Origin of the sequence: Methylomarinovum caldicuralii (assembly GCF_033126985.1) — a bacterium.
Taxonomy (GTDB): Bacteria; Pseudomonadota; Gammaproteobacteria; order Methylococcales; family Methylothermaceae; genus Methylohalobius; species Methylohalobius caldicuralii.
Genome location: NZ_AP024714.1, coordinates 446,666 through 470,587, shown reverse-complemented (window position 1 = coordinate 470,587; position 23,922 = coordinate 446,666). Strand labels below are relative to the sequence as shown.

21 protein-coding genes and 2 tRNA genes are annotated in these 23,922 nt (G+C 66.5%); 7 read left to right on the top strand and 16 right to left on the bottom strand.

Annotation, left to right across the window (positions count from 1 at the left end; translation table 11 throughout):
• The first annotated feature begins 47 nt into the window (after positions 1-47).
• Positions 48-1,355: an OprO/OprP family phosphate-selective porin gene (locus tag MCIT9_RS02475; RefSeq protein ID WP_317705849.1), complete on the top strand. Its 1,308-nt coding sequence runs from the start codon at positions 48-50 to the stop codon at positions 1,353-1,355.
• A gap of 68 nt (positions 1,356-1,423) precedes the next feature.
• Here the strand turns inward: MCIT9_RS02475 and asd are convergent, their stop codons facing one another.
• The 10 genes from asd to MCIT9_RS02425 all read right to left on the bottom strand — a co-directional run bounded on the left by asd (position 1,424) and on the right by MCIT9_RS02425 (position 8,278).
• Positions 1,424-2,275, bottom strand: a complete 852-nt coding sequence (gene asd, locus MCIT9_RS02470; RefSeq protein WP_317705848.1) for an archaetidylserine decarboxylase — start codon at positions 2,273-2,275, stop codon at positions 1,424-1,426.
• Positions 2,272-3,222 carry a hypothetical protein gene (locus MCIT9_RS02465; RefSeq protein ID WP_317706684.1) on the bottom strand — a complete coding sequence of 317 codons (951 nt, stop codon included), beginning with the start codon at positions 3,220-3,222 and terminating at the stop codon, positions 2,272-2,274. Before MCIT9_RS02465 ends, asd begins: the two co-directional genes overlap by 4 nt.
• 5 nt (positions 3,223-3,227) lie before the next feature.
• Positions 3,228-4,193 carry a 2-hydroxyacid dehydrogenase gene (locus MCIT9_RS02460; RefSeq protein WP_317705847.1) on the bottom strand — a complete coding sequence of 322 codons (966 nt, stop codon included), beginning with the start codon at positions 4,191-4,193 and terminating at the stop codon, positions 3,228-3,230.
• Between the two features lie 64 nt (positions 4,194-4,257).
• Entirely contained in the window at positions 4,258-5,442 is a 1,185-nt protein-coding gene (locus MCIT9_RS02455) for an aminotransferase class V-fold PLP-dependent enzyme (RefSeq protein ID WP_317705846.1), read from the bottom strand.
• A 34-nt stretch (positions 5,443-5,476) separates the two neighbouring features.
• Positions 5,477-5,563, bottom strand: a tRNA-Leu gene (locus MCIT9_RS02450).
• Positions 5,564-5,579: 16 nt separating this feature from the next.
• Positions 5,580-6,221: a response regulator gene (locus MCIT9_RS02445; RefSeq protein ID WP_317705845.1), complete on the bottom strand. Its 642-nt coding sequence runs from the start codon at positions 6,219-6,221 to the stop codon at positions 5,580-5,582.
• Between the two features lie 28 nt (positions 6,222-6,249).
• Positions 6,250-6,337 (bottom strand) — tRNA-Ser (locus MCIT9_RS02440).
• Positions 6,338-6,380: 43 nt separating this feature from the next.
• Complete coding sequence (dnaQ, locus tag MCIT9_RS02435; protein ID WP_317705844.1) at positions 6,381-7,088, bottom strand: DNA polymerase III subunit epsilon; 708 nt, start codon at positions 7,086-7,088, stop codon at positions 6,381-6,383.
• Positions 7,069-7,551 carry a ribonuclease HI gene (rnhA, locus tag MCIT9_RS02430; RefSeq protein ID WP_317705843.1) on the bottom strand — a complete coding sequence of 161 codons (483 nt, stop codon included), beginning with the start codon at positions 7,549-7,551 and terminating at the stop codon, positions 7,069-7,071. The genes dnaQ and rnhA overlap by 20 nt, the downstream gene beginning before the upstream one ends.
• Positions 7,538-8,278 (bottom strand): class I SAM-dependent methyltransferase, encoded by a 741-nt coding sequence (locus MCIT9_RS02425; protein ID WP_317705842.1) that lies wholly within the window; start codon positions 8,276-8,278, stop codon positions 7,538-7,540. The genes rnhA and MCIT9_RS02425 overlap by 14 nt, the downstream gene beginning before the upstream one ends.
• Before the next feature lie 81 nt (positions 8,279-8,359).
• Here MCIT9_RS02425 and MCIT9_RS02420 point away from each other — a divergent pair, with 81 nt between their 5' ends.
• Genes MCIT9_RS02420 through MCIT9_RS02410 form a run of 3 tightly spaced genes read left to right on the top strand, consistent with a single transcriptional unit; the run spans position 8,360 to position 13,079 of the window.
• The gene (locus MCIT9_RS02420) at positions 8,360-9,901 is read left to right on the top strand and encodes a LysM peptidoglycan-binding domain-containing protein (protein WP_317705841.1); all 1,542 of its coding nucleotides are present in this window, start codon (positions 8,360-8,362) and stop codon (positions 9,899-9,901) included.
• A 24-nt stretch (positions 9,902-9,925) separates the two neighbouring features.
• Positions 9,926-12,205 carry an ATP-binding protein gene (locus MCIT9_RS02415; RefSeq protein WP_317705840.1) on the top strand — a complete coding sequence of 760 codons (2,280 nt, stop codon included), beginning with the start codon at positions 9,926-9,928 and terminating at the stop codon, positions 12,203-12,205.
• Positions 12,198-13,079: a response regulator gene (locus MCIT9_RS02410; RefSeq protein WP_317705839.1), complete on the top strand. Its 882-nt coding sequence runs from the start codon at positions 12,198-12,200 to the stop codon at positions 13,077-13,079. Before MCIT9_RS02415 ends, MCIT9_RS02410 begins: the two co-directional genes overlap by 8 nt.
• On the opposite strand, the gene MCIT9_RS02405 is transcribed toward MCIT9_RS02410, so the two are convergent.
• The 5 genes from MCIT9_RS02405 to MCIT9_RS02385 are packed head-to-tail and all read right to left on the bottom strand — an operon-like array spanning position 13,062 to position 19,995.
• Positions 13,062-14,681: an ABC transporter ATP-binding protein gene (locus MCIT9_RS02405; protein WP_317705838.1), complete on the bottom strand. Its 1,620-nt coding sequence runs from the start codon at positions 14,679-14,681 to the stop codon at positions 13,062-13,064. The two genes, MCIT9_RS02410 and MCIT9_RS02405, sit on opposite strands and share 18 nt — an antisense overlap.
• Complete coding sequence (gene serB / locus MCIT9_RS02400; RefSeq protein WP_317705837.1) at positions 14,678-15,508, bottom strand: phosphoserine phosphatase SerB; 831 nt, start codon at positions 15,506-15,508, stop codon at positions 14,678-14,680. The genes MCIT9_RS02405 and serB overlap by 4 nt, the downstream gene beginning before the upstream one ends.
• Before the next feature lie 31 nt (positions 15,509-15,539).
• Complete coding sequence (locus MCIT9_RS02395) at positions 15,540-16,871, bottom strand: ABC transporter permease (protein ID WP_317705836.1); 1,332 nt, start codon at positions 16,869-16,871, stop codon at positions 15,540-15,542.
• Positions 16,868-17,845 carry an ABC transporter permease gene (locus MCIT9_RS02390; protein ID WP_317705835.1) on the bottom strand — a complete coding sequence of 326 codons (978 nt, stop codon included), beginning with the start codon at positions 17,843-17,845 and terminating at the stop codon, positions 16,868-16,870. The genes MCIT9_RS02395 and MCIT9_RS02390 overlap by 4 nt, the downstream gene beginning before the upstream one ends.
• Complete coding sequence (locus MCIT9_RS02385; protein WP_317705834.1) at positions 17,842-19,995, bottom strand: ABC transporter substrate-binding protein; 2,154 nt, start codon at positions 19,993-19,995, stop codon at positions 17,842-17,844. Before MCIT9_RS02385 ends, MCIT9_RS02390 begins: the two co-directional genes overlap by 4 nt.
• A gap of 42 nt (positions 19,996-20,037) precedes the next feature.
• On the opposite strand from MCIT9_RS02385, the gene MCIT9_RS02380 reads away from it, so the two are divergent.
• From MCIT9_RS02380 to MCIT9_RS02370, 3 genes are all read left to right on the top strand, one after another.
• Positions 20,038-20,523, top strand: a complete 486-nt coding sequence (locus MCIT9_RS02380; protein ID WP_317705833.1) for a DnaJ domain-containing protein — start codon at positions 20,038-20,040, stop codon at positions 20,521-20,523.
• Between the two features lie 322 nt (positions 20,524-20,845).
• Entirely contained in the window at positions 20,846-21,121 is a 276-nt protein-coding gene (locus MCIT9_RS02375; RefSeq protein ID WP_317705832.1) for an RNA recognition motif domain-containing protein, read from the top strand.
• Between the two features lie 156 nt (positions 21,122-21,277).
• A complete protein-coding gene (locus tag MCIT9_RS02370; RefSeq protein ID WP_317705831.1) occupies positions 21,278-22,495 on the top strand; it encodes a UbiH/UbiF/VisC/COQ6 family ubiquinone biosynthesis hydroxylase in 1,218 nt (405 codons plus the stop codon).
• Here the strand turns inward: MCIT9_RS02370 and MCIT9_RS02365 are convergent.
• Positions 22,492-23,919 carry a beta-barrel assembly-enhancing protease gene (locus tag MCIT9_RS02365; RefSeq protein ID WP_317705830.1) on the bottom strand — a complete coding sequence of 476 codons (1,428 nt, stop codon included), beginning with the start codon at positions 23,917-23,919 and terminating at the stop codon, positions 22,492-22,494. The two genes, MCIT9_RS02370 and MCIT9_RS02365, sit on opposite strands and share 4 nt — an antisense overlap.
• Positions 23,920-23,922 lie beyond the last annotated feature (3 nt).

The following is a 23,922-nucleotide window of genomic DNA, read 5'->3' as shown; positions in this document are numbered from 1 at the left end:
CTTGTCCTTGCGCAAATTTGTTATCCGACAACAACAGGAGGATTTTCATGCGACTGAAGAAAACCGGGGTCACCGCCATGCTGGGACTGGTATTGGCAGGCCAGGGTGCGCTGGCGGCGGACCGGGAACTGCTCGACATCTTGCTCGCCAACGGCGCCATCACCCGCGACCAATACGATCGTCTGCTGAAGAAGAAAGAACCGCTGACCAAGAACGACGTCGAGATCAGTCTGAAAAAGGGCCTGCACTTTAAAACCGCCGACGGCAATTTCGAAACCAAGATCGGCGGCCGGATGCATCTGCAGGCCGCCTATCACGACCGGGACAACATCGCCGGGCAGAACATCGACGACGGCCTGGAAATCCGCCGCGGCCGTCTCTACGCCAAAGGGGTGCTCTACCACGACTGGAAGTACACGGCCGAATACGACTTTGCCGGTAACAAGACCCATATCAAAGATTTATGGGTGGCTTACACCGGCCTGAAATCCTATGGCCTGGACTTCATCGGCTTCGGCCACCAGAAGCAGCCTTACAGCCTGGAAGTGGAGATGAGCTCCAATGACATCCCTTTCATCGAAAGAGCATTGGATTACGGTTTTACCGAGGCGGTGGTCGACCGTGCCCTGGGGATGCGCTTGCAGACCCACGGCCATTACTGGTTTGCCGCAGCCGGTTTATATGGCGAGAGCATCGGCAAGGGCAACGACGAAGGTTGGGGAACCGCGGGGCGTTTTATCCTTGCGCCGCTTCACGACCAGGAAAAGGTGGTGCATCTGGGGGTGCGCGGGGCTTATCGTGAGCCCAACGATGACCGACAGCAGGATTTCCACTATAAGAGTACCCATCAGTCCAATCTTAAGCTTGTCAACACAGGAACGATGAGGAACGTGGACAACACGGCCCTGGTGGGCGCCGAGGCGGCGTTCGTTTACGGTCCGGTCTCCCTGGAAGGGGAATACACCCATGCCATGGTGGAACGGAAAAAGGGCCTGAGCGACCTGGATTTCGACGGTTTCCACGTCCAGGCCACCTGGTCCTTGACGGGGGAGTCGCGGGCGGCGGCCTATAAGCTCAAGGACGGCGAGTTCAAACGTCTCAAGCCCCATCAGTACTTCAGCCTCAGCCAGGGCGGCCTGGGAGCCTGGGAACTGGCGGCCCGTTACGCATGGATTGACCTCAACGATCAGGAGGTCAAGGGCGGCCGGGCCCAGGATTTCACCATGGCCCTCAACTGGTACCTGAATCCCAACATCCGCCTGATGTTCGACTGGACCCACCAGCTCAACAACAGCCGCATCAAGCAGGCCGAGGATCTGGACATCTTCCAGCTCCGCACTCAGCTGACCTTCTGATTTTTTCCAGTCATTCTCTCGGTAATTCCAGCCAACTGCTGACGCCCCGTCCCAGGACGGGGCTTTTTTTACCGCCTCCGTCCGAGGATTTCCCCCATGCGGACGGCCTGTCCCGCCTCCCGCACCCACTCGACCGTATCTTGCGGAAACAGCACGATCACCGTCGAGCCCATGTTGAAGCGCCCCAGTTCCGCCCCCCGTTGCAGGACGATTTCCCTGTCGTCGTAGCACCAGCGGCGTATTTCCCGGCCCGTGGGCGGGGTGACCGCCCCGTGCCAGACGGTTTCGATGCTGGCCACCAGCAGAGCGCCCACCAGCACCACCGCCATAGGGCCTGTCTCGGTATCGAACAGGCACACCACCCGCTCATTGCGGGCGTAGAGGTTCTCCACACCCTCGGCGGTGGCGTCGTTGACCGAGAACAGCCGTCCGGGAATGTGGATCATCTCCTGCAGCCTGCCGCGATAGGGCATATGGACCCGGTGGTAGTCGCGCGGTGACAGATAGACGGTGGCAAATTCGCCATCGGCGAAGGCGGTGCCCAGGGCTTCATCCCCCAGCAGGGCGGCGGCGGAAAAATCCCGGCCCTTGGCCTGGATCAGCCACTGGCCGGTCAGGCGGCCGATCTGGCTGATTTTGCCGTCGGCGGGACTGACGACGGCATAGGGATCGTCCGGCAGGGGGCGGGTACCGGATCTCAGGGCGCGGGTGAAGAAAGCGTTGAAGCAGGCATAGTCGTCCGGATCGGCGCTGGCGGCCTCTTCCAGGTCGATGCCGTAGACCTGGATGAACAGCCGGATCATGGTGTTCTTCAGCGGCCGCCAGCGGCAGTGGGTGATCTTTCCCACCAGGCGCGACAGGGCGTGGTGGGGCAGCAGATATTGGAGCAGGACGAAGAGGGTATCTTTGATGGCTCTCATGGATGGTTGAGTTGAATGCGGTGGATCTGATGGTTTTCCCCCAGGTGCAGGACGACGTCGGCGCGGGCCGGCATTTCCTCCAGCATCCAGCGCGTCAACCGTTCGTAGTGCTGGATGAAGCGGCGCAGTTGGGCCTCGTCCATGAGCCGCAGCTGGGCGGTCTGATTTTGGACCTGGGCGGCCAGGTGCCGCTCCTGCTGCAGGCGCCAGCGGAACACGCATTCCATGCTCGGCACCTTGAGCATGAGAAGACGGTCGAGCAGGGCGAAAAGTGCCTGGTACGGCCCCTTGAGCTGGTCGTTGACGTAACGCCGCCAGCGGCCGTCCGGGTCTTCCTCGCGCTCCAGGTCGTTGACGGGTTCCTCGAGGCGCGCCTCCGGCTCCGGCACCGCGCCCACGCACCAGCCCTCGAACAGCACCAGATCGCACCGTCCCTGCCACACCGGCCACTGTGCTTCCGGCAGGCGGTCGTCGATGGCCTTGTCGAAGGTGGGAATCGGAATCCGGTCGCCGGGGCCGGCCCGTTTCAGGGCCTCGATGGTGCGGATGCCCAGCGCCACGTCGTGGGTGCCGGGGACGCCGCGGGTGATGAGCAGGGGGTGGACGGTCCGGGCCAGGCATTCGCGTTCGGCGCGGGTGAGATAGATATCGTCGATGGAAAGGCCCGCGGCCCGCAGGCCGAAGCTGGCCTCCAGCAGGGTCTGCAGCAGCCGGGTGAGGGTGGACTTGCCGCTGCCCTGGGCGCCGTTGATGCCGATCACCCGCGCGCCCTGGGTATGGTGCTCGGCGATCCAGGCCGCCAGGGGCAGGTAGATCGGCGCCAGCTGTGGCGTCAGGTCGGTTTCCAGCTGCAGCTCGGTGCAGCGGCGGCGGAAGACCGGCTCGAGCCTTCGCGCCAGCTCGGTCAGGCGGGCGGGCGGCAGGGGCAGGCGGTCGGTGGGCCACATGGCGCTCACACCACCCGGTCCGGAGGCTCCCGGCCGGCAAGGAAGGCTTCCAGGTTGGCCAGCACCCGCCTTCCCATGGCCTCGCGGGTCTCGCGGGTGGCGCTGCCCAGATGGGGCAGCAGCACCACATCCTCACGCGCCAGCAGGCGGGGATCGATGTTGGGCTCGTTTTCGTACACGTCGAGGCCGGCGCCGCGCAGGGGGCCGTGGTCGAGGGCGGCGATGAGGGCGTCGGTGTCCACCACGTCGCCGCGGGCGGTGTTGACGAGGAAGCTGCCGGGTTTCATCCGCGAAAGGCGGGCGCGGTCGAGCAGGTGGTAATTTTTGGCCCCGCCGGGACAGTGGAGGGAGACGAAGTCGCACTGGGGCAGCATCGCCTCGAGACTGTCGCAGGCCTGCGCGTCCAGGCCGGCCAGATCTTCCGGTGCCAGGGGGCGGGGATGGACGTACAGGATGCGCATGCCGAAGCCGTGTCGGGCGCGGCGGGCCACGGCGCGGCCGATGCGGCCCATGCCGACGATGCCCAGGGTCTTGCCGGTGACCTTGGTGCCGAGCAGATGGGTGGGACGCCAGCCGCGCCAGCGCCCGGAGCGCACCTGCCGCTCCCCCTCACCGGCGCGGCGGGCCGTCATCAGCAGCAGGGTCATGGCCAGATCGGCGGTGCAGTCGGTCAGCACCCCCGGGGTGTTGGTGACCGTGATGCCGCGTTTTCTGGCGGTTTCCAGGTCGATGTGGTTGACGCCGACGCCGAAGTTGGCCAGCAGGCGGCAGCGCAGCGGTTCGACGCTCAACACCTCCCGGTCGAGGGGATCGACCACCGTGGGACAGACGATCTCGTAGTTTTGCAGGGCCTGTTTCAGTTCCTCACGGCTGAAGGGATGGTCATCCGGGTTGAAGGCAACCTCGAAGCGCCGGACCAGTTCGGCCTCCACCGCCTGCGGCCAGCGGGCGGTCAGGAGGATGCGGGTCATGACGGCGGCCCAAAGCGAGACAAGCCGCGCGGGGCGGCTTGTCGGTGACAGGATCGGGCCGGCATCATGCCTCCAGCGGCGGGGCGGTGTCGCGCCAGTATTCCATCGCCGCGGTGATGCCGCTGCCGGGCTTGACGTCGATGCCCACGTCGCGCATCGCCATCTCGGCGCCGACGATGGCGCTGGCCAGCATCAGCTCGTTGACGTCCCCCAGGTGGCCGATTCGGAACACTTTGCCGGCCACTTCCGACAGCCCCCCGCCCAGGGACAGGTTGTAGCGGTAGTAGGCCACCTTCATCACGTCGCGGGCGTCGAAGCCCTCCGGGACGACGATGGCGGAGACGGTGTCGGAATACCACTTGGGGTCGCGGGCGCACAGCTCCAGGCCCCAGCCGTCGAGCACCGCGCGGCGCACCCCCTCGGCCAGACGGTGGTGGCGGGCATAAACGTTGTCCAGACCCTCTTCCAGCATCAGGTCGATGGCCTTGCGCAGGCCGTGGAGCATCGGGGTGCTGGGGGTGTAGGGGAAATAGCCGTCTTTGTTGGCCTGGATCTGGTCCTCGATGTTGAGGAAGTTGCGCGGCAGCCTGGCCTCGTGACGCTTTTCCAGCGCCTTCTGGCTGAAGCAGACGTAGGCGTTGCCGGCCGGCAGCATCATGCCCTTCTGGGAGCCGGTCAGGGCCACGTCGATGCCCCAGTCGTCCATGCGGAACTCGATGCTGCCGATGGAGCTGACCCCGTCGATCATGAACAGGGCCGGATGGCCGGTGCGGTCGAGCACGTCGCGGATCGCCTTGAGATCGTTGGTGACGCCGGTGGCGGTTTCGTTGTGGCAGATCAGCAGGGCCTTGATCTCGTGGTTCGCGTCCTGGCGCAGCCGCTGTTCCAGGTGGTCCAGGGGGACGCCCTCGCCCCAGGGTACCTCGTGGTATTCCACGTCCAGCCCCATGCGCCGGGCCGACTGGATCCACAGATGGCTGAACTGGCCGAAACGGTAGGAAAGCACCTTGTCGCCCGGCGACAGGGTGTTGCACATCGCCACCTCCCAGCCGGCGGTGCCGGTGGCCTGGAAGATGAACGCCTGGCCGGTTTCGGTGCGGAAGATTTTCTTCAGATCCTCCAGCAGCGGCTTGACCAGCTTGGGGAAATCGGGGGCGCGATGGTCCTCCATCGGCACGTGCATGGCGCTGAGGACGGAATCCGGCACGTTGGTGGGGCCGGGAACGTAGAGATGGTTACGACCTGCCATTGATTGTCTGTCCTTGTTGGTTGGTGAGAAGAGCTGGTGCCTCGGGCCGGACTCGAACCGGCACGGGGTTGCCCCCTCGGGATTTTAAGTCCCGTGTGTCTACCAATTCCACCACCGAGGCGCGACCGCTTATTATTTCAGCCGCCGTTGCCGTTTAGCAAGCCGTATTTGGCCGCCAGGCGGGTCAGCTCCACGTCGTTGCGGATGCCCAGCTTTTCGAAGATGCGGTAGCGGTAGGTGCAGATGGTCTTGGGGCTGACGGACAGGAGGTCGGCGATTTCCTGGATGGATTTTCCCTGCAGGGTCAGCAGCGTCACCTCCATCTCCCGCTTCGACAGCCGGGTGAAGGGAGAGGGCTGGCCGTCGGCGTTTTCCAGGGCCAGATGGGTGGCGACGTCGGCGCTCAGATAGCGTTTGCCGCGGTACACACTCTTGACCGCCTGGATCATCTCCTGCGGCGGGCAATGCTTGGAGAGGTAGCCGTCGATGCCGGTTTCGAGCAGGTGGCGGGGAATGGGGCCGCCGGTATAGACGCTGAGGGCGATGATGCGGACGTCGGGATGGCGGCTGCGAATCCGGCGGCAGGCTTCCACCCCGCCCATGCCGGGCATGTTGACGTCGACGATCACGACATCGGGGGTCTTTTCCCCGACCTGCCGGAGCAGTTCCTCTCCGGTGGCGGCACTGCCGACGATCTGGATTTCCGGGTCCTCGCCGAGGATGTGTTCGATGCCGCTGCGGACCAGTTCGTGATCGTCCGCAACGATGACTTTGATCATGGGGAGTAGGGGAGTTGTAGTTCTTATCTGGCGGAGAGGGTGGGATTCGAACCCACGGAGGGTCTCCCCTCGCCGGTTTTCAAGACCGGTGCTTTCAACCGCTCAGCCACCTCTCCGATGGCACATAAGCATATCCCAAGCCCCCGGGATGCGCCAGTCTCACCCGTGCCTGAGCCACAGGCAGTTGCCCCCGCTGGCCTGGTCGATGGCCTCGAGGCGCTGGCGGTGGGCCTCCAGCTCGGCTTCGGGACAGGTGACGCGTTTCAGGGCCGGCCGCGGGCGGCTTCCCCGGGAGGCGCCGGCCGCGGCGGCGGTGGCGGCCGGCAGACTGTCAAGGCCGAGGGTGACCTGGCCGCCGGTCATGGCCAGGTAGACCGAGGCGAGGATCTCGGCGTCGAGCAGGGCGCCGTGAAGCTCGCGGTGGCTGTTGTCGATCTGGTACCGCTTGCAGAGGGCGTCGAGGCTGTTGCGCTGGCCGGGGTGCTTGCGCCGGGCGAGGGTGAGGGTGTCGAAGATGGTGCAGTGGTCCTCCAGGCGGCCGTAATCCGGGCCCAGGCGCTCGAGCTCGGCGTTGATGAAGCCGACGTCGAAGGGGGCGTTGTGGATGATGACCTCGCTGTCTTTGACGAAGGCGAGAAAGTCGTCGACGATGTCGGCAAAGCGGGGCTTGTCGGCGAGGAAGTCGTTGTCGATGCCGTGGACGTCCACGGCCCCCTGGTCGATCTCCCGCTCCGGATTGAGATAGACGTGGTAACGGTTGTCGGTCAGGCGGCGGTTCATCAGTTCCACGCAGCCGATCTCGATGATGCGGTGGCCCTGGGCGGGGTCTAGGCCGGTGGTTTCGGTGTCAAGCACGATCTGGCGCACGGGATTCTCCTTGCCGTAACAGTTCGTCGATGGCCTTGTTGGCGAGCCGGTCGGCGCGCTCGTTCTCCGGGTGGCCGCTGTGGCCGCGGACCCATTCCCAGCACACTTCGTGCGGCGCCATCGCCTCGAGCAGGCGCTGCCACAGGTCGACGTTCTTCACCGGGCTGCCGCCGGCGGTCTTCCAGTTGCGCCGGACCCAGTTGGGTAGCCACGCGCTGATGCCCTTCTGGAGATACTGGGAGTCGGTGCTGAGGACCACCTTGCAGGGGCGTTTCAGCGCCTCCAGCGCCCTGATGGCCGCCATCAGCTCCATGCGGTTGTTGGTGGTGTGGGGTTCGGCGCCGTAGAGTTCCTTTTCCCGGCCGCGGTAGCGCAGGATCGCGCCCCAGCCGCCGGGGCCGGGATTGCCGCGGCAGGCTCCGTCGGTGAAAATTTCCACGATTTCGGCATCAGCGTCGGGCATTCTTTCTTCTCTGGATGGTGGGCTCGACCATGCCGGGAACCCAGCCGAGGTTAGGCTCCGCGGCCGGCTCGAGCGGGATGACTGTGTAGGTGCGCTTGATCGCCCGGATCGCGTAGGCGACCGCCCACAGCGGGGCTCCGAGGCTGCGCCAGCGGCCCACTTCCTCGCAGGGGTGCAACAGGCGGAAATCGTACCACGCCGTGACCTCGCAACAGAAATTGAGCAGATTGAGCCAGTCCAGCAGGCGCCGGTGGCCGATGGCCCGGCCGCTCCAGGGGGCCGCATGGCGCCGCCCGGGCAGCCAGCGGTAGAGGCGGTAGAAACTCCAGGGCTGGAAGCCGAGGATGAACAGCTGTCCCTCCGGCTTCAACACCCGCTCGGCCTCGCGCAGGAGCTGGTGCTGGTCGGCGGTGAACTCCAGGGTGTGGAGCAGGATGAGGACATCGACACATTCGCTCGCCAGCGGCAGGGAGTCCAGATGGGCGGCGATGCTGCGGAAGGGCGTCCGGGGGGAGGTGCTTTCATCGACGATGATGAAGCGGTGCCAGTAACCGCTGTCCAGATAACGCCTCTCCCAGCCCATCGCCCCCAGCTGCACCAGCGTGAAGCTGTAGGGGACCTGAATGGCGCGGCTGAGGTACTGGCTTTCCAGCCGCTGGATCTTGCGTCCCAGCGGGGTCCGGTACCAGGCGCGCAGGGCGCTGAGACGGGAATTTCGGTTTGGCACGGAGGTGGCGGCGGAAGTCGTTTACCCTATAATACCTGGAAAACGTCTGAAAATAAGCGATCGCCGAACGGGGAGGTTACGATGAGAAGGTTGGGGGTTTTCGCGGCCGGTTGTGCCGGCCTGCTGCTGGCCGCCTGCAGTCAGCAGGCGATCAGACCCGAGCCGGCGGCACCGTCTGCTGCTGCCGGGAAACCTGAGATTCCGCCGTTGCGGGTCACCCTGCGCGAGCCGGTCGCCGAACCCGCCAAGGAAGCGGCCACGGAAAAAGAAACGGCAACCCAGGCGTCGGACGATCTTTGGCGCCGCCTGTTCTCGCTGTACCGCCTGCCGGAGATCGACCATCCGCGCATCGACGCCGAGCTGCGCTGGTACCAGGCCCATCCCGAATACATCGCCCGGGTGCAGCGCCGGGCCCGGCCGTACCTCTACACCATCGTCACCGAGATCGAACGCCAGCACCTGCCCGGAGAACTGGCCTTGCTACCGGTGGTCGAGAGCGCCTTCAAGCCCGATGCCTATTCCCACCGCCGCGCCGCTGGGCTGTGGCAGTTCATTCCCTCCACCGGGCGGCTGTACGGCCTGAAGCAGAACTGGTGGATCGACCTGCGCCGGGACGTCCACGCCTCCACCCGCGCCGCGATCCGTTACCTGAAGAAGCTCCATACCGATTTTCACGGCGACTGGCTCCTGGCCCTGGCCGCCTACAACGCCGGCGAGGGGACGGTGATGCGGGCGATCCGCCGCAACCGCCGCCTGCACCGGCCCACGGACTTCTGGCACCTGCGCCTGCCGCGGGAAACCCGGGCTTATGTGCCCAAACTGCTGGCGGTGGCGCGGTTGTTCGCCCATGCCAAGGAGTACGGCATCGCCCTGGAGCCGATTCCCAACCGCCCCTTGTATGCCGTCGTGGAACTCGACTCCCAGCTGGATCTGACCCTGGCGGCGAAACTGGCGGAGATGCCCCTGGAGGAACTCTACCGTCTCAATCCCGGTTACCGGCGCTGGGTGACGGCCCCCGACGGTCCCCACCGCCTGATCCTGCCGCTGGAGAAGGTCGAGCTGTTCGAGGAGCGGCTGGCTGAACTGCCCCAATCGGAACGGGTGCGCTGGGCCCGCCACCAGGTCCAGCGCGGCGAGACCCTCAGCCAGATCGCCCATCGCTACGGTACCCCGGTGGCGGCGATCAAGCAGACCAACCGCCTGCGCAGCCACCGGATCTATCCGGGGCAGCAGCTGCTGATTCCGGTCGCGCCCAAGTCGGCGGTGCTGGCCCGGCTGCGGCCGCCTCCGGTGAAGCGACGTTCCGCACCGGTGCGCCGGGTGCACGTGGTCCGCCGTGGCGATACCCTGTGGCAGATCGCCCGCCGCTATGGCGTCAGGGTCGGGCAGCTGGCGCGCTGGAACGGCCTCGACCCCCGCGATCCCCTGCGGCCGGGGCAGCGCTTGAAGATCCGCGGCGGCGCCGCGCCGATCCTTTACACCGTGCGCAAAGGGGACTCCCTGTATGAGATCGCCCGCCGTTTCGGCGTGCGGCTGCAGGACCTGCGTTCGTGGAATCAGGTCCGCCGCACCATCCACCCCGGTCAGCGCCTCAAGCTCTACGTCGAACAGGCCTCAAGCTGAGCGGGAACGGCGGCCCCGGCGCGCGTGAGACTGGCATCGCACCTCCTGGTCCGGGTCCTGCCTCTGGTGTTCGGCATTACCCTGACCGTGGCGGGAATCATCGGGGCGAGCGCGCTGCGTCACGACTACCGCCGCACCCTGGAAAATACGCACACCTTGGGCTCGGCCGTCACCGCTCTGGCCGCCGCGGCCCTGCGCCAGGGAGAGGCGGCTTCCTTGAGCCGCACCCTGACCGCCCTGGCGCAGTCTTCGCAATTGGGTTACGCCGCGGTTTACGATGCCGAGGGGCGGGCGCTCGTCCGCATGGAGGGCGCGCCTGCCCGCCTGGACCCCCGGAAGCAGGCCGCGGCACCTGCGTGGTGGCAGGTATTGCTCTCCGGGCAGGAGCGGCTGCCGCTGTGCCTGCCGGTCTTCGCCGTCCGTTCCGGGGCGCCCTGGCAGATCGCCGGTTATCTGGAGCTGGGGGTGTCGCTGGCGGAATTCCATCGTCACGCCCGGCACTATCTGGGCGTCGCCCTGCTGGCGAGCGCAGCGGCATCGCTGCTGGCGGCCGGTCTGATCCTGTGGCTGGCCCGTCGCCTCGGCCGGCCGCTGCAGCATCTGGCGTCCGCCGCGGCCGCAGACCGGACCATGCCTCCACCGCTGCCCGGGTGTCCGGTGGAGATACGCCGGTTGGCCGAGGCGCTCGGGCGCCTGCAGTACGATCTCCGACAGGAACGGCGGGCGCGCGCTGACCTGGAGGCCCAGGTGGCGCAGCGGGCCGAGTCCCTGCGTCAGATGATCGGCCATGCCCACACCCTGGCGCAGAAGGCGGAGGCAGCCAGTCAGGCCAAATCCCGCTTTCTGGCCAACGTGAGCCACGAATTGCGCACCCCGCTCAACGCCATCCTTGGTTTCATGGAGCTGCTGCTGGCCGGGGAGCTGCGCAGCGAAACCCGGAATTACGTCCGTCTGGCGCGGGAGGCCGCCCAGGCGCTGCTCCAGTTGATCGAGGATCTGCTCGACGTGGCCAGGATTGAGGCCGGCCGCCTGGAGCTGCACTGCCGCCCTTTCGATCTGGCCGCCCTGGTGGCCTCGGTGGTCGAACTGCACCGGCCCTTGGCGGAATCCAAGAACCTGTCCCTGAGTTGTCGCTATCCTGCGGATCTGCCCGCCTGGCGCCACGGTGACGCGGGGCGGATCCGCCAGGTGCTCAGCAACCTGGTGCACAATGCCATCAAGTTCACCGAATGGGGAAAGGTGGAAGTGACCGTGGCCGGAGAGGGCGATCGGGTGCGTTTGGAAGTCCGCGATACCGGCATCGGTCTGCAGGCGGAGGACTGCGAACGCATTTTCGAGCCCTTCACCCAGGTGGACGGTGGCTCGACGCGGCGCCACGGCGGCACCGGTCTGGGCCTGAGCATCTGCCGGCAGCTGGTCGAATCCATGGGAGGAACGATCTCGGTGACCAGTCAGCTGCACCGGGGAAGCTGTTTCGCGGTGGTATTGCCGTTGCCGGAAGCGCCGCCCGCCCCAATACCCGCGGCAACGGAGGCCGAAGCGCAAGCGCAATGTCTTCGAGGACGCGTGCTGGTGGTGGAGGACGACCGCCTCAACCGGGCGTTGCTGACGGAGATTCTGAAGCATCTGGGCTGTGAGGCGGAGGCGGTGGCGGACGCCGACGCCCTCTGGCCCCGCTGGCGGCGCGGCCGTTACGATCTGGTGCTGCTGGACTGTCAGCTTCCCGGCGTCGATGGTTTTGAAATCGCCCGGACGCTGCGGGAGCGTTATCCCGAGCGGGACACGCCGATCGTGGCGGTGACCGCCGACGTGAGTGACGGCATCGAGGTCCGCTGCCACCGTGCCGGCATGGATGACTGCCTCCACAAGCCGGTGACGCTGGAGCGCCTGCGGGCTTGCCTGAAGCGCTGGTTGCCGGAGAAGGCAGCGCTTGCGGAGACTGCCGAAGCCGGGCGCCGGCAGGCGCAGGGAGCCTTGTTCGATCCGGATACCCTGGCCCAGCTGCAGCGTCTGGAAGCCGGTCAGGCGGGGCTGCTCGAACGCCTGCTGTCCCTGTTCCGCCTGCAGGGGCGGCAGTGGTTGCAGGCTCTGGAGCAGGCCCGCAGGGAGGGGAATGACGCCAGGATCCGGCAGGTGGCGCACGGCTTCCGCTCGGCCTGCGTCCATCTCGGCATTCGGGATCTGGTGGCGATCCTGACCGAACTGGAAAAGGAGACGGCGGCGGCCGATCCCGAATGCCTGGCCCGGCTTTGGGCGGGTTATCGCCGGGTCTGCTGCCTGTTCGGGGTGGCCCGCCATGACTGAGGCGGCTGCCGCTGCCCCTGCGCCGTTGATCCTGGTCGCGGACGACGACCCCATGACCTGCCTGCTGGCGGAGGAAAGCCTGCGCGAGGCGGGTTTTCGTTCGTACGGGGTGCAGACCTGCCAGGCGCTGCGGGAAAGCATCGTCCAGCTGCAACCTGACGGGATTCTGGTCAATCCGGAGCTTCCGGATGGCGATGCCCTGGCGACGATTCGGGCGGCTGCCGCCGTCCCGCCGGCGCTCGTCGTCCTGACCGAAAGGCAGGTGACGGCGGCACAGCTGGAGGCGTTTTTCCGCCTCGGGATGGCGGATTTCATCGTCAAACCGGTGGCATGGGAATGGCTGGGGGTGCGCTGGCGGCAGGCGTTGCGGCGCCAACGGCTGGAGCGGGAGCATGCCCGGTTGCTCGCTGAGCAGGGCTGCCTGCACGAACTGGTGCGGTTGCTGGACGATCCGGCCCCCCTGCCCCGGACCGGCCGGACCGCCCTGGAACACCTGTTGGCATTGCCCTGGCCGACATTGCGCGGGGGCGGGATCTTCGCGATTGCGGAGGAAACCGCGGCGCTGCGGTCTCTGGCCCGGATCGATCTGGAATGGGAGGACGGCCGGCCGTCAGGACTCGACCTGCGGCAGCTGGCCGAACGGCGGGTACTGCATCCGGTGGGTCCGGATTCAGGGGGTACCGGCGTGAGCCGCCTGCCGCACGATCTTTGCGCCGTTGCGCTGGAAAAGCGCGGCGTTCTGTACGGAGCGCTGGTGCTGGCCTGCGTCCCCCGCTGCCGTTGGGATGCGTTGCAGCTGGCGTTCCTGCGGACGGTCGCCGCGCTGCTGGCCGAGTTGCTCGCCCGGCACGGATTTTCAGGCGTCAGGATCTGACCGGGCCAGAAGCCCCTTGCCCGGCAACGCCTCCAGCAGCGTGCGGGTGTAGGGGTGGCGGGGCTCGAACAACACCTGGCCGGTCTCGCCCAGCTCGACGATCCTTCCCTGCCGCATCACCGCCACTTGGTGGGCGATCTCCGCCACCACCGCCAGGTCGTGGCTGATGAACAGGTAACTGACCTGGAAACGCCGCTGCAGGTCTCGCAGCAGATCGAGAATCTGGCGCTGGACCGACACGTCCAGGGCGCTGGTGGGTTCGTCGCAGACGATCAGCTTGGGGTCCACCGCCAGGGCGCGGGCGATGCAGATGCGCTGGCGCTGACCGCCGGAAAACTCATGGGGGTAGCGCAGCCGGGCGTCCGGCGGCAGGCCGACCTGGGTCAGCAGGGTCTCCACCCGTTCGATGCGCTCCCGGCGGGACAGCTCCGGCCGCAGGGAAACCAAGCCCTCGGCGACGATGTCCCCCACCAGCAGCCGCGGATTCATGGCCGAGAACGGGTCCTGGAACACGATTTGCATGTCACGGCAGCGGCGTTTGCGGGGCAGCGTCGAGATCTCCTCGCCGTCGAAGTAGATCCGTCCGCCGGTAGCGGGGATCAGCTGCAGGATCGCTTTCCCCAGGGTGGTTTTGCCGCAGCCGGATTCGCCCACCAGCGCCAGGGTGTGCCCCCGTTCCAGGGTGAAGGACACCCCGTCCACCGCCTTGACGTAGCCTTTCACCCGCCGCAGCAGGCCCTTGCGGATCGGATACCATACCTTGAGATCGCGCACCTGCAGCAGCGGCGGGGTGGTTGCCACGCTGCGGCTGCGGGCGGCATCTAGCTGCGGCAGGGCGGCCAGCAGTTTGCGGGTGTAAGGATGCTGCGGCCGCTCGAACAATTTATCGCCCCGGCGTTCGAAGGTTTCCAAGATCCGCCCCTGCTGCATCACCGCGGCGCGGTCGGCCACGTCCGCCACCAGCCCCAGGTCGTGGGTGATGAGCCACAGCGCCATTTGCCGCTGCCGTTGCAAACGGGTCAGCAGGGCCATGATCTGTGCCTGGATGGTGACGTCGAGGGCGGTGGTGGGCTCGTCGGCGATGAGCAGGTCCGGTTCGCCGGCCAGGGCAATGGCGATCATGGCGCGCTGGCGCTGGCCGCCGGACAGCTGGTGGGGATAGCTGTCGATGCGGCGGTCGGGTTCGGGAATGCCCACCTGGTGCAGCAGTTCCAGCACCCGGCGGCGCCGCCCGGTACCGCGCAGGCCGAAATGCAGCGTCAGCACCTCGCCGATCTGTTCCCCCACGGTGCGCACCGGGTTGAGACAGGTCATGGGATCCTGGAAGATCATGGCGATGCGGCGGCCGCGGATGCGGTTCATGCGCCATTCCGGCAGGCGCAGCAGGTCCTCGCCGTGGAGATGCGCGCGGCCGTCGAGATAACGGGCCGCCGGCGGCAGCAGGCGCATCACCCCCAGGGCGGTGACCGACTTGCCCGAGCCCGATTCCCCCACTAGGGCGAAGGTTTCGCCCCGCCGCACCTGGAAGCCGATCCGGTCCACCACGGTTTCCTGGCGGAAGGCGATGGCCAGGTCCTGAACCTGCAGCACCACGTCGTTCATGGCGTCAACAGTTGCCGCAGGGTGTGCCAGTCGCCGCGGTCGATGCGGACATCGGCGTGCGCGCGGGCGATGGGATGGCCGTGGTAGGCGATGCCGAGGCCGGCCTGCCGGAGCATGGGGACGTCGTTGGCGCCGTCTCCCACCGCCACCACCTGCTGTGGGCTCAGTCCCAGTCGCCGGCGCAGTTCCTCCACGTAAGCGGCCTTGACGTGTTTGTCGACCACGGGTGGGATCACCCGGCCGGTCAGACGCCCGTTGCGGATTTCCAGGCGGCAGGCGCGGAAGTCGTCGATGGGCAGATGGCGCTGCAGGCGCTCCAGAAAGAAGGTGAAGCCGCCTGACACCACCGCAAAAGTGATTCCGCGCCGTTTGAGCCAGGCCAGGGTTTCGCGGGCACCGGGCTGGATCGCCGGCAGCATCCGGGTTTCGAACACCTGCTCCAGGCGTTCGCGCGCCAGCCCTTCCAGCAGCGCCACCCGTTCCTGCAAAGCGGCGGTGAAATCCAGCTCGCCGGCCATGGCGCGTTCGGTGATGGCGGCGACCCGCTCCTTGAGGCCCAGTTCGGCGGCCAGCTCGTCGATGGTTTCGATGCCGATGAGGGTGGAGTCCAGATCGCTGACCACCAGCCTGACCCGCTCCGGGTCGAAGTCAGTCGGCAGGGTGTTGACGTCGCAGCCCAGTTCGCTGGCCAGGGCTTCCGCATCCAGCGGGGTTCGGTGGCGCAGCAGGAAGTGGTCGCCACGGGGCGTCAGGCTGCCAAGGGACTGGAGCCGGGCGCGCTGGTCCGGAGTGAGGGTATCGGCGTGGATCAGGGTGGTTCGGTGCATGGGTGGTTATCGTTGTGGGTTGTAGCCTGCGTCATCCGTTTTCCTCCGCCCGGCGGGGGTCGAAGGCGTCGCGCACCACGTCGGCGAACAGGTTGGCGGCGAGCACGAAACTGAACATGAACAGGAAGGCGGCGGCCAGGGTCCACCAGACCACCGGCTCGCGCGCCAGTTCCAGACGGGCGCTGTTGATCATGTTGCCCCAGCTGTAGGTGGTGGGATCGACGCCGATGTTGACGTAGGCAAGCACCGCCTCGGCCAGTACCAGGCTGCTGAAATCCAGCACCACGGAAATCAAGACGATATGGAACAGGTTGGGGACGATGTGGCGCACCAGGATACGCCCGTGGGACACGCCCAGGGCGCGGGCCGCCTGGACGTATTCCATCTCCCGCAGCTTCAGGGTTTCCGCCCGCAGCAGGCGGCACAGGCCGGTCCAGCTGGTCACGCCCAGGATCAGACACAGGAAGAACAGGCGCAGATCCGCCCGCACCGCTACGCTGGTGAAGGATTCGGCGTGGGTGGCCATGTACACCTGCAGCATCAGGATGGCGGCGGCGATGAGCAGGACGCCGGGGATGGAATTGAGGGTGGTGTAGAGGTACTGGATCACGTCGTCCACCCAACCGCGGAAATAGCCCGCCAGCACCCCGAGGGCGATGGCGAAGGGCAGCATCACCAGGGTGGTGAGGGTGCCGAGCACCAGCCCGGTGCGGATGCTTTTGAGGCTCTGGTAGAGCACGTCCTCACCCACCTTGTCGGTGCCCAGAACGTGGTATTTGAGGCTCAGCCCGGCAACGGCGAAAGCGCAAATCGACAGCCCGGCGACGGTGGCGGCCACGGTTTTCCAGGGAAAATCCCGGGGCGGGCGGCCGCGGCGGGCCAGGGCGACGGTGAGGAACGCCAGGCACCACACCGCCAGTCCTTTGAGAGCGCCGATGGCGGTGGTGCGGGCGATGTCGGGCCATTTCTCCGCCGGGTCGCGCAGGTGGGCGCCGCCGTAGCGCAGGCGGGGATAGGTCCAGATCCGCCTACCCTCGACCACGAACCACTCGCGGCTGTAGAGATGGGTGGCGAAAGGCGCCGAATAGGTCTTCTCCATGTGGGTGCGCAGCGGCGTGGCCAGACGGTCGAACAGGCTCAGTACCTCGCCGCTGTCCGGGGCGCGGAAATGCAGCGAGTCGAGCAGGCCGACGGTGCTGAAGGCCGCCAGGATCACCAGGGACACCATCGCCACCCGGCTGCGGACTACCCGGCGCCAGGGGCGGCGCAGATGTTCCTGGCGCCGGGCGTAAAGCACCAGGGCCGCCAGCGCGGCCAGCAGCAGATACAGCAGGGCATCGGTCCACAGCGGCACCCAGGTCATTGCAGCCGCACCCGCGGGTCCACCAGGGTATAGGAAATGTCGGTGAGGATCAGGCCGGCGATGTACAGCACCGAGCCCAGAAACACCATGGCGCGGACGATGGCGAAATCCTGGCGCTGGATGGCCTCGATGGTGTAGCTGCCGAGTCCTGGAATGCTGAAGAACGACTCCATCAACAGATTGCCCATGAACAGCAGCGGCAGAATGGTCACCACCCCGGTGAGAATGGGGATCAGGGCGTTCTGGAACACGTGGCCGAACAGCACCCGGGGTTCCGACAGCCCTTTGGCGCGGGCGGTGCGGACGTAGTCCTTCTCGATCTCTTCCAGGAACAGGGTGCGGTACCAGCGCACCCCGGAACCGATGCCCGACACCACCCCCACCGTCACCGGCAGGATCACGAACTTGATCGCCGCCAGGCCGGTGTCGTAACCGGAGATCGGCACCAGTTTCATGAGCTTGCCGAACAGGTACTGGCCGGCGATGATGTAGAACAGCGCCGAGATCGACATCAGTCCCACGCACAGGGCCAGCCCGCTCCATTCCAGATAGGTGCGGCGGAAGAACACCAGCAGCAGGGCGCAGGTGATGTTGACCGCCAGCCCGAGGAGCAGGGTCGGCACCGCGATGGCCAGCGACGGCCACATGCGCTGGCGGATGTCGGCGCCGATGTCGCGGCCGCTGTCGGAGCGGCCGAAGCGGAACAGAAACAGGTTCACTGACTTCTGGAAGAAGATGGTGCGGGTGAAGCGCGCCGTCCCTTCGGCCCGGTCGTTGTAGAGCAGCGGCAGGTCGTAGCCGTGAGCGTGCTTCCACTGCTCGATGGCTTCCTGGGTGACGTATTTCTGCCCCAGCTGCATCCGCGCCATGGCGTCCGGCGGATTGACCACGAAGAACAGCACGAAGGTGATGAAATTGACGCCGATGAGGATGGGGACGGCGTTGAGCAGGCGGCGGAGCAGATAGGCGGTCATAGGGCGGTCGCTTGCATCCGTTTGCGGTAACGCAGCCAGGCGGGGATCACCGCCAGCGCCAGTCCCGCCAGCAGCACGAGCAGCGGCCACCACAGGGGGCGGTTCCAGCGGGCCCTGAGCCCGGCGCGCAGATCCGGATTCAGACGCAGGTATTTGACGGTGTTGTTGGCCATCAGGTTCGGCTTCAGATTGTAAAGCCACTGATGGTACAGGGCGAAGTTCTTGGGGTGGAAGCCGAACACCCAGGGGGCGTCGCGGCGGACGATGTCCTGCATCCGGTCGATGAGCGCCTGGCGCTCGGGACCGTCGTCCATGGCCCGCATGCGTTCGAACAGGCGGTCGAACTCGGGGTTTGCGTAGTTGGCGGCGTTTTCACCACCGTACTTGACCTTGCCGTTGGGGCCGTAGAGCAGAAAGAAGAAATTCTCCGGGTCGGGGTAGTCGGCGTTCCAGCCCCAGGTGAAGATCTGGGCGGCGCCGGTGCGCATTTTTTCCTGGAAGCGGTTGTAGTCGGTGGCGCGCACCACCAGCTGGATGCCCAGTTTGGCGAACTGCTTGCGGTACCAGTTGAGGCGGGCCTTGTCATCGGGGCCGCCGCCGGGAACGTCGAAGTAGAGCAGCAGCGGCGCGCCGGTCTTCGGGTCGCGGCCGTTGGGGAAGCCGGCCTCGGCCAGCAGGCGCTTGGCCTCGGCGATCGGTTTGCGTACCGGGCGGCCGTCCTGCCAGCGATAGACGTAGGGGTTGATGCCCTCGGGGCCGGGGCGGTAGCCGAATATCCCCGGCGGCAGCACTCCCTGAGCCGGGATGCCGCGGCCGTTGGCGAAGATGGCGATGTATTCCTCGTAGTCGATGGCGATGGACAGGGCCTGGCGCAGCTTGCGGTGGGACTCGTCGAGGCCGCCGACCACCGGGTCGAGCAGGTTGAAGCCCAGATAGAAGATCGACGGCGCCACCGCGGTCCGCAGTTGAATCCCCTTGGCCTGCATCGCCGGGGTCAACTCCGCCTGGCCGCCGCTGGAGAAACGGATCGCCTGCTCGAAACTGTCGGAGCCGATCCCCGAGCCTTCGTAATAGCCCTGGAGGAACTTGTTCCAGGCGGGAATCGATTCCCGTTCGCGGATGTAGTGGATACGGTCGATGAAAGGCAGGGGGCGGCCGGCGTCGGCGAGAAGGCCTCTGGCGGCATCGCCCGCTTCCCCGGCGGCGGGATAGGTCTCGCCGTGGAAGTTGGGGTTCCTGGCCAGCACCATGCGGCGGTTGGGATTGTTCTCCAGCAGCAGGTAAGGGCCGCTGCCCACCGGGAACCAGTCCAGGGTCAGGTTGCGCTCGATCAGCGGCCTCTGGTGGTAGAACACATCCGCCTCCCAGGGCATGGGGGCGAAGAACGGCATCGCCAGCCAGTACTTGAACTGGGGGTATTTGCCGTGGATGCGGATGGTGTAGGTGTAGCGGTCCACCACCTTCACGCCTTCGATGCCATAGGGGCGGACGTCGAAGAAACCGGCCGGTTTTTCCCGCTCGTAGCGTTGCCGCATGGCCCGGGCGAAATCTTTGAGCCCGACGATGTGCGTCTGCATCAGCCCGGCGATGGGGGAGTGGATCTGGGGGTGGACCAGGCGCTTGATCTGATAGACGAAGTCTTCCGCGGTGACCTCACGGCTGGCCTGATGGGGGAAATCGGCCGGCGAGGCGATGTCTTCCAGATCCGCCTCGCTGAGGTGGCGGTAGCGCAGCCGCCCTTCGGCGTCGCGGGCGAAGGCCGGATGCGGTTGGTAGCGCATGCCGGGGCGGATGTGGATGCGCCATTCGCTGTAGGCGATGCGCGGCGCCGGAGTATCGGCGGGCAGTTCGCGGCCGGCGGCGTCGAAATAGCGCACCTGCGGCAGTTCGCTGGCTGCCAGCGGCACCAGGGTGTAGGGGCGCTTCAGATAATGGTACTGGAGCGGCGGTTCGTAGATCTGGGCGATCAGGCGGTATTCGTCGCTGCTGTAGGCCACCGCCGGATCCAGGTGCTTGGGACGTTCGCTGAAGGAGGTGTAGAAAATGTTGGCCCGGCGTTCGCGGGCGGGATAGGGATCGTTGAGCGGCCCCTGGCAGCCCAGGGCCGCTATAATCCACAGTGCCAGCAACAGCAAATGGGTGAGTTTCATGGGCCGCTACTATACCATCGCTGCGACCGTGGGAGGATCGTCGTGATCCGGGTGTTGCTGCTGCTGTTGGTCCTGGGCGCGCTGCTGTGGGGGCTGCGCTGGTTCCTGCGCACCCCGCCGCAGGAAGTGGCGCGGGCCCTGAAGGGCAAGGGCGGGCTGGCGGCGCTCGGGCTGCTGATCCTGCTGGCGTTGCTGGCCCACAGCTGGCTGCTGCCCCTGCTGGGGGCACTGGCGGCGCTGGCCGCGCGGACGCTGCCGTATCTGCCGCGCCTTTGGCCGCTCATCGAGCGGCTGCTGCAACAGCGGGCCGGCACGAAGACCACTAACGCGGCAGGCGGCCGGGCGATGCCGGAAACCGTGGCCCAGGCCTACGAGATCCTGGGCCTGCGGCCCGGCGCCTCCCGCGAGGAGATCGTCGCCGCCCACCGGCGCCTGATGCAGAAGGTCCATCCCGACCGCGGCGGTTCCGACTTTCTCGCCGCCCAGATCAACCGCGCCAAGGAAATTTTGCTGCGGGAGACAAAATAATCCTTGCCTTTTCCCCGGTTGTTCACTAGGCTGTGCCCATAGGTTCGATTTTGCGCTTTATGAGTCTTTTCCCCGCCTTCTCCGGTTCGCAGACCGGACTATCCGCGGCCCCTGCCGGGCCCGCCCCTCTCTGCGAGAGGAATCCTGTTTTTGCATCCGTTTTTCGCTGCGTCTTCGCTCACCGCCCTGCCGGGCGCGGGCCGGGTCGTATGCGTCTGCTCACGGGCGACCGCCCGGAACTCGGCAGGCCGGTCTTCGCACCATTGGTTGGCCTGGCGAATCATGACGAAAATGGTGCGCTTTTTCCGTTAAGGGTATAGCAATGAAGAATATCTATGTTGGCAATCTGTCCTACCAGTTGAGCGAAGATGAGCTGCGCGATGCGTTCGCCGAATTCGGCGAAGTGTCTTCGGTTCGCATCATCAAGGATCGCTACACTGACCGTTCCAAGGGCTTCGGCTTCGTGGAAATGCCGGTGGACTCGGAAGCGGAAGCCGCCATCCAGAGTCTGAACGGCCAGGATCTCAAAGGCCGTTCGCTGCGCGTGAACGAAGCCCGTCCCCGCGACGACTTCCGCCCGCGCCGCGAATTCTCCTAAAAGCTGATGCTTTAGGCGATTCAGACGCCTTGCTGTCCTGATCCCGGGATGGCGCCCAGACAGGCCCGCAGCCGGTTCGTCCGCTGCGGGCCTGTTGCATTGGGGATCGGGCTTGGGTAGGCTGCGGGCGGGCAACATCGAACAAGGTGAGGAAACATGGCCGATACCTATGACGTCATCATCGTGGGCGGCGGGATGGTCGGGGCGACGCTGGCCGCCTCCCTGGGGCAGACCCCCCTGAAAGTGGCGCTGATCGAGAGCCGCCGCCCCCAGCCGTTCGATCCGGCGCAGCCGTTGGACCTGCGGGTGTCGGCGATCAGCATCGCCTCGCGGCGCATCCTCGAAGGGGTCGGCGCGTGGGAGAACATCGCCGCCATGCGCCTGTGCCCGTTCCGGCGCATGAAGGTCTGGGAAATGACTGATGGCACCGAGTTCCGCAGCCGCGACGTCCAGTACCCGGAACTGGGTTACATCATCGAGAACCGCCTGGTGCAACTGGGGGTGGGGGAGCGCCTGGCGGCGCTGGACAACGTCGAACGCCTGTGTCCGGCCCGTCCCCGGCGGATCGACTATGGCCCCGAAGGTTCGGAAATCGAGCTCGAGGACGGGCGGCTGTTGCAGGGACGGTTGCTGGTGGCCGCCGACGGCGCCCGTTCCCAGGCGCGCCAGGCGGCCGGCATCGGGGTCACCGCCTGGGACTACGAACAGTCGGCCCTGGTGCTGACGGTGGAAACCGCCTATGGCCAGCAGGACATCACCTGGCAGCGTTTCACCCCCGAGGGACCGCAGGCGTTCCTGCCGCTGCCGGGGCCGCACGCTTCGCTGGTGTGGTATCAGAAGCCGGAGGAGGTCCGCCGGCTGCAGGCGCTCAGTGACGGGGAGCTGCTCGATGCCCTGTACGCAGCCTTCCCCCGGGAATTGGGAGATGTGGTGCGGATCCTCGATCGCGGCAGTTTCCCCCTGCGGCGCCAGCACGCCCAGCGTTACGTCAAGCCCGGTGTGGCGCTCATCGGCGATGCCGCCCATACCATCCATCCCCTGGCGGGACAGGGGGTCAACATCGGCCTGCTCGACGCCGCTGCCCTGGCCCAGGTGGTGGTGTCCGCCCATCAGGCCGGACGGGACCTCGGCGCCCTCAAGGTGTTGCAGGAATACGAGGCCATGCGCCGGCGCGACAACCTGACCATGATGACCACGATGGATCTGTTCTACCGGGTCTTCAGCAACGCCTCGCTGCCGCTGAAGCTGGCGCGCAACCTCGGCCTGTCTCTGGCCCAGCGCCTCTATCCGGCACGGTTGGCAGTGATGCGTTACGCCATGGGGTTGGACGGCAACCTGCCGCGTCTGGCGCGGGGGGAGTCGTTGACGGCCTAGTGCTCGCGGGCCTGCTTTTCGGCCAGGAACTCACGCAGCCGCTGGCGGGTGATGGCGCTGAGGATGCGGTCGCCGTTGGCCAGTTTGACCGCGGCCCGCATGTGCCGCAGGGCCTCCTCCAGATCGCCGCGGGCATAGGCGTATTCGGCCAGATAACGGCGGGCTTCCGCCCTTTGTCCCAGCCCTGAATACGCCTGGGCCAGATATTTGAAAAGAATAGGTTGACGGGCGCCACGTTCCAGAATGTGGTCTTCCAGAAGCTGGCGGGCATTTTCGAAGCGGCCGCTTTCCAGCAGGGCCTTGGCGTATTCCAGCCGGAGCACGGAGGAGGCGGGGAAGCGCCGCAACGCCTGGCGGTAGCGCGCCAGGGCCGCTTCCGTCCGGCCTTGGGCCAGCTCCACGCCGGCCAGCCCGTGGATGAAGCGGGGCTGATCCGGGAACCGGGCCAGCAGTTGGGCAAAAATCCTGGCGCTGCGGGCGAGCCGGTGCCGGCGCTGGTCGATCAGCGCCATGCCATAGCGGGCGGCGGCGCGTTGCCAGACCGTTCCCTGGCGGGCGTGGTTGGCGAATGCCCGGCGCAAGGCCTTGAGATCGTCGCCGTTGAGCACCTGGAGTTTGACCTTGGTCAGCTGATAGGCGAAGGAATCCGTGTACTGGCGATAGGGGAATTCCACCGCCCGGGCGCGGGTGTCGGCGATGCGGCTGCTGGTGACCGGGTGGGTGCGGAGGAACTCGGGGATGTGGGCACCACTAAAGCGGGTGCTTTGCTGCAGGCGCTCGAAGAAACTTGGCATCGCCCGCGGGTCGAAACCGCTTTCGGCGAGGATCTGCAGGCCGATACGGTCGGCCTCCTGCTCGTGGCTGCGGGTGAAATTGATCTGGTGCTGCAGGCTGCTGGCCTGGAGCGCGATCAGCGCCGCCTGGGCCGCCTGGGGCGACTGGGTGCCGATGAGAATGGCCGCCAGCATCGCCGCCGCCATCGGCAGGGTCAGCTGCTTGGCGGCGGCGATGGCGCGCTTGAGATGATTCTGGGTGACGTGGGCGATTTCGTGGGCCATCACCGCCGCCAGTTCGCTCTCGTTGCGGGTCGCCAGGATCAGGCCGGAATGGACGCCGATGTAACCGCCGGGACCGGCGAAGGCGTTGATCTCCGGTTGCATCACCACAAAGAAGTAGAAGGGCCGCCCGCTGGCGTCGCTGGCGCGGCTCAACCGTGCCCCCAGGGAAGCGATATAATCCTGGATCTCCGGATCGGTGCTGATGTCCAGGTGCTGGTGCAGATTGCGGAAGAAGGCTTGTCCCAGGCGGCGTTCTTCGATCGGACTGATGAGGGCATCGGAGGCCGCGCCCATGTCAGGCAGAGGCGGCAGGTTGGCCGCTGCCTGGCCGGCGGCCAGCAGCCAGAGGAGGATGATTCGCGCCATATC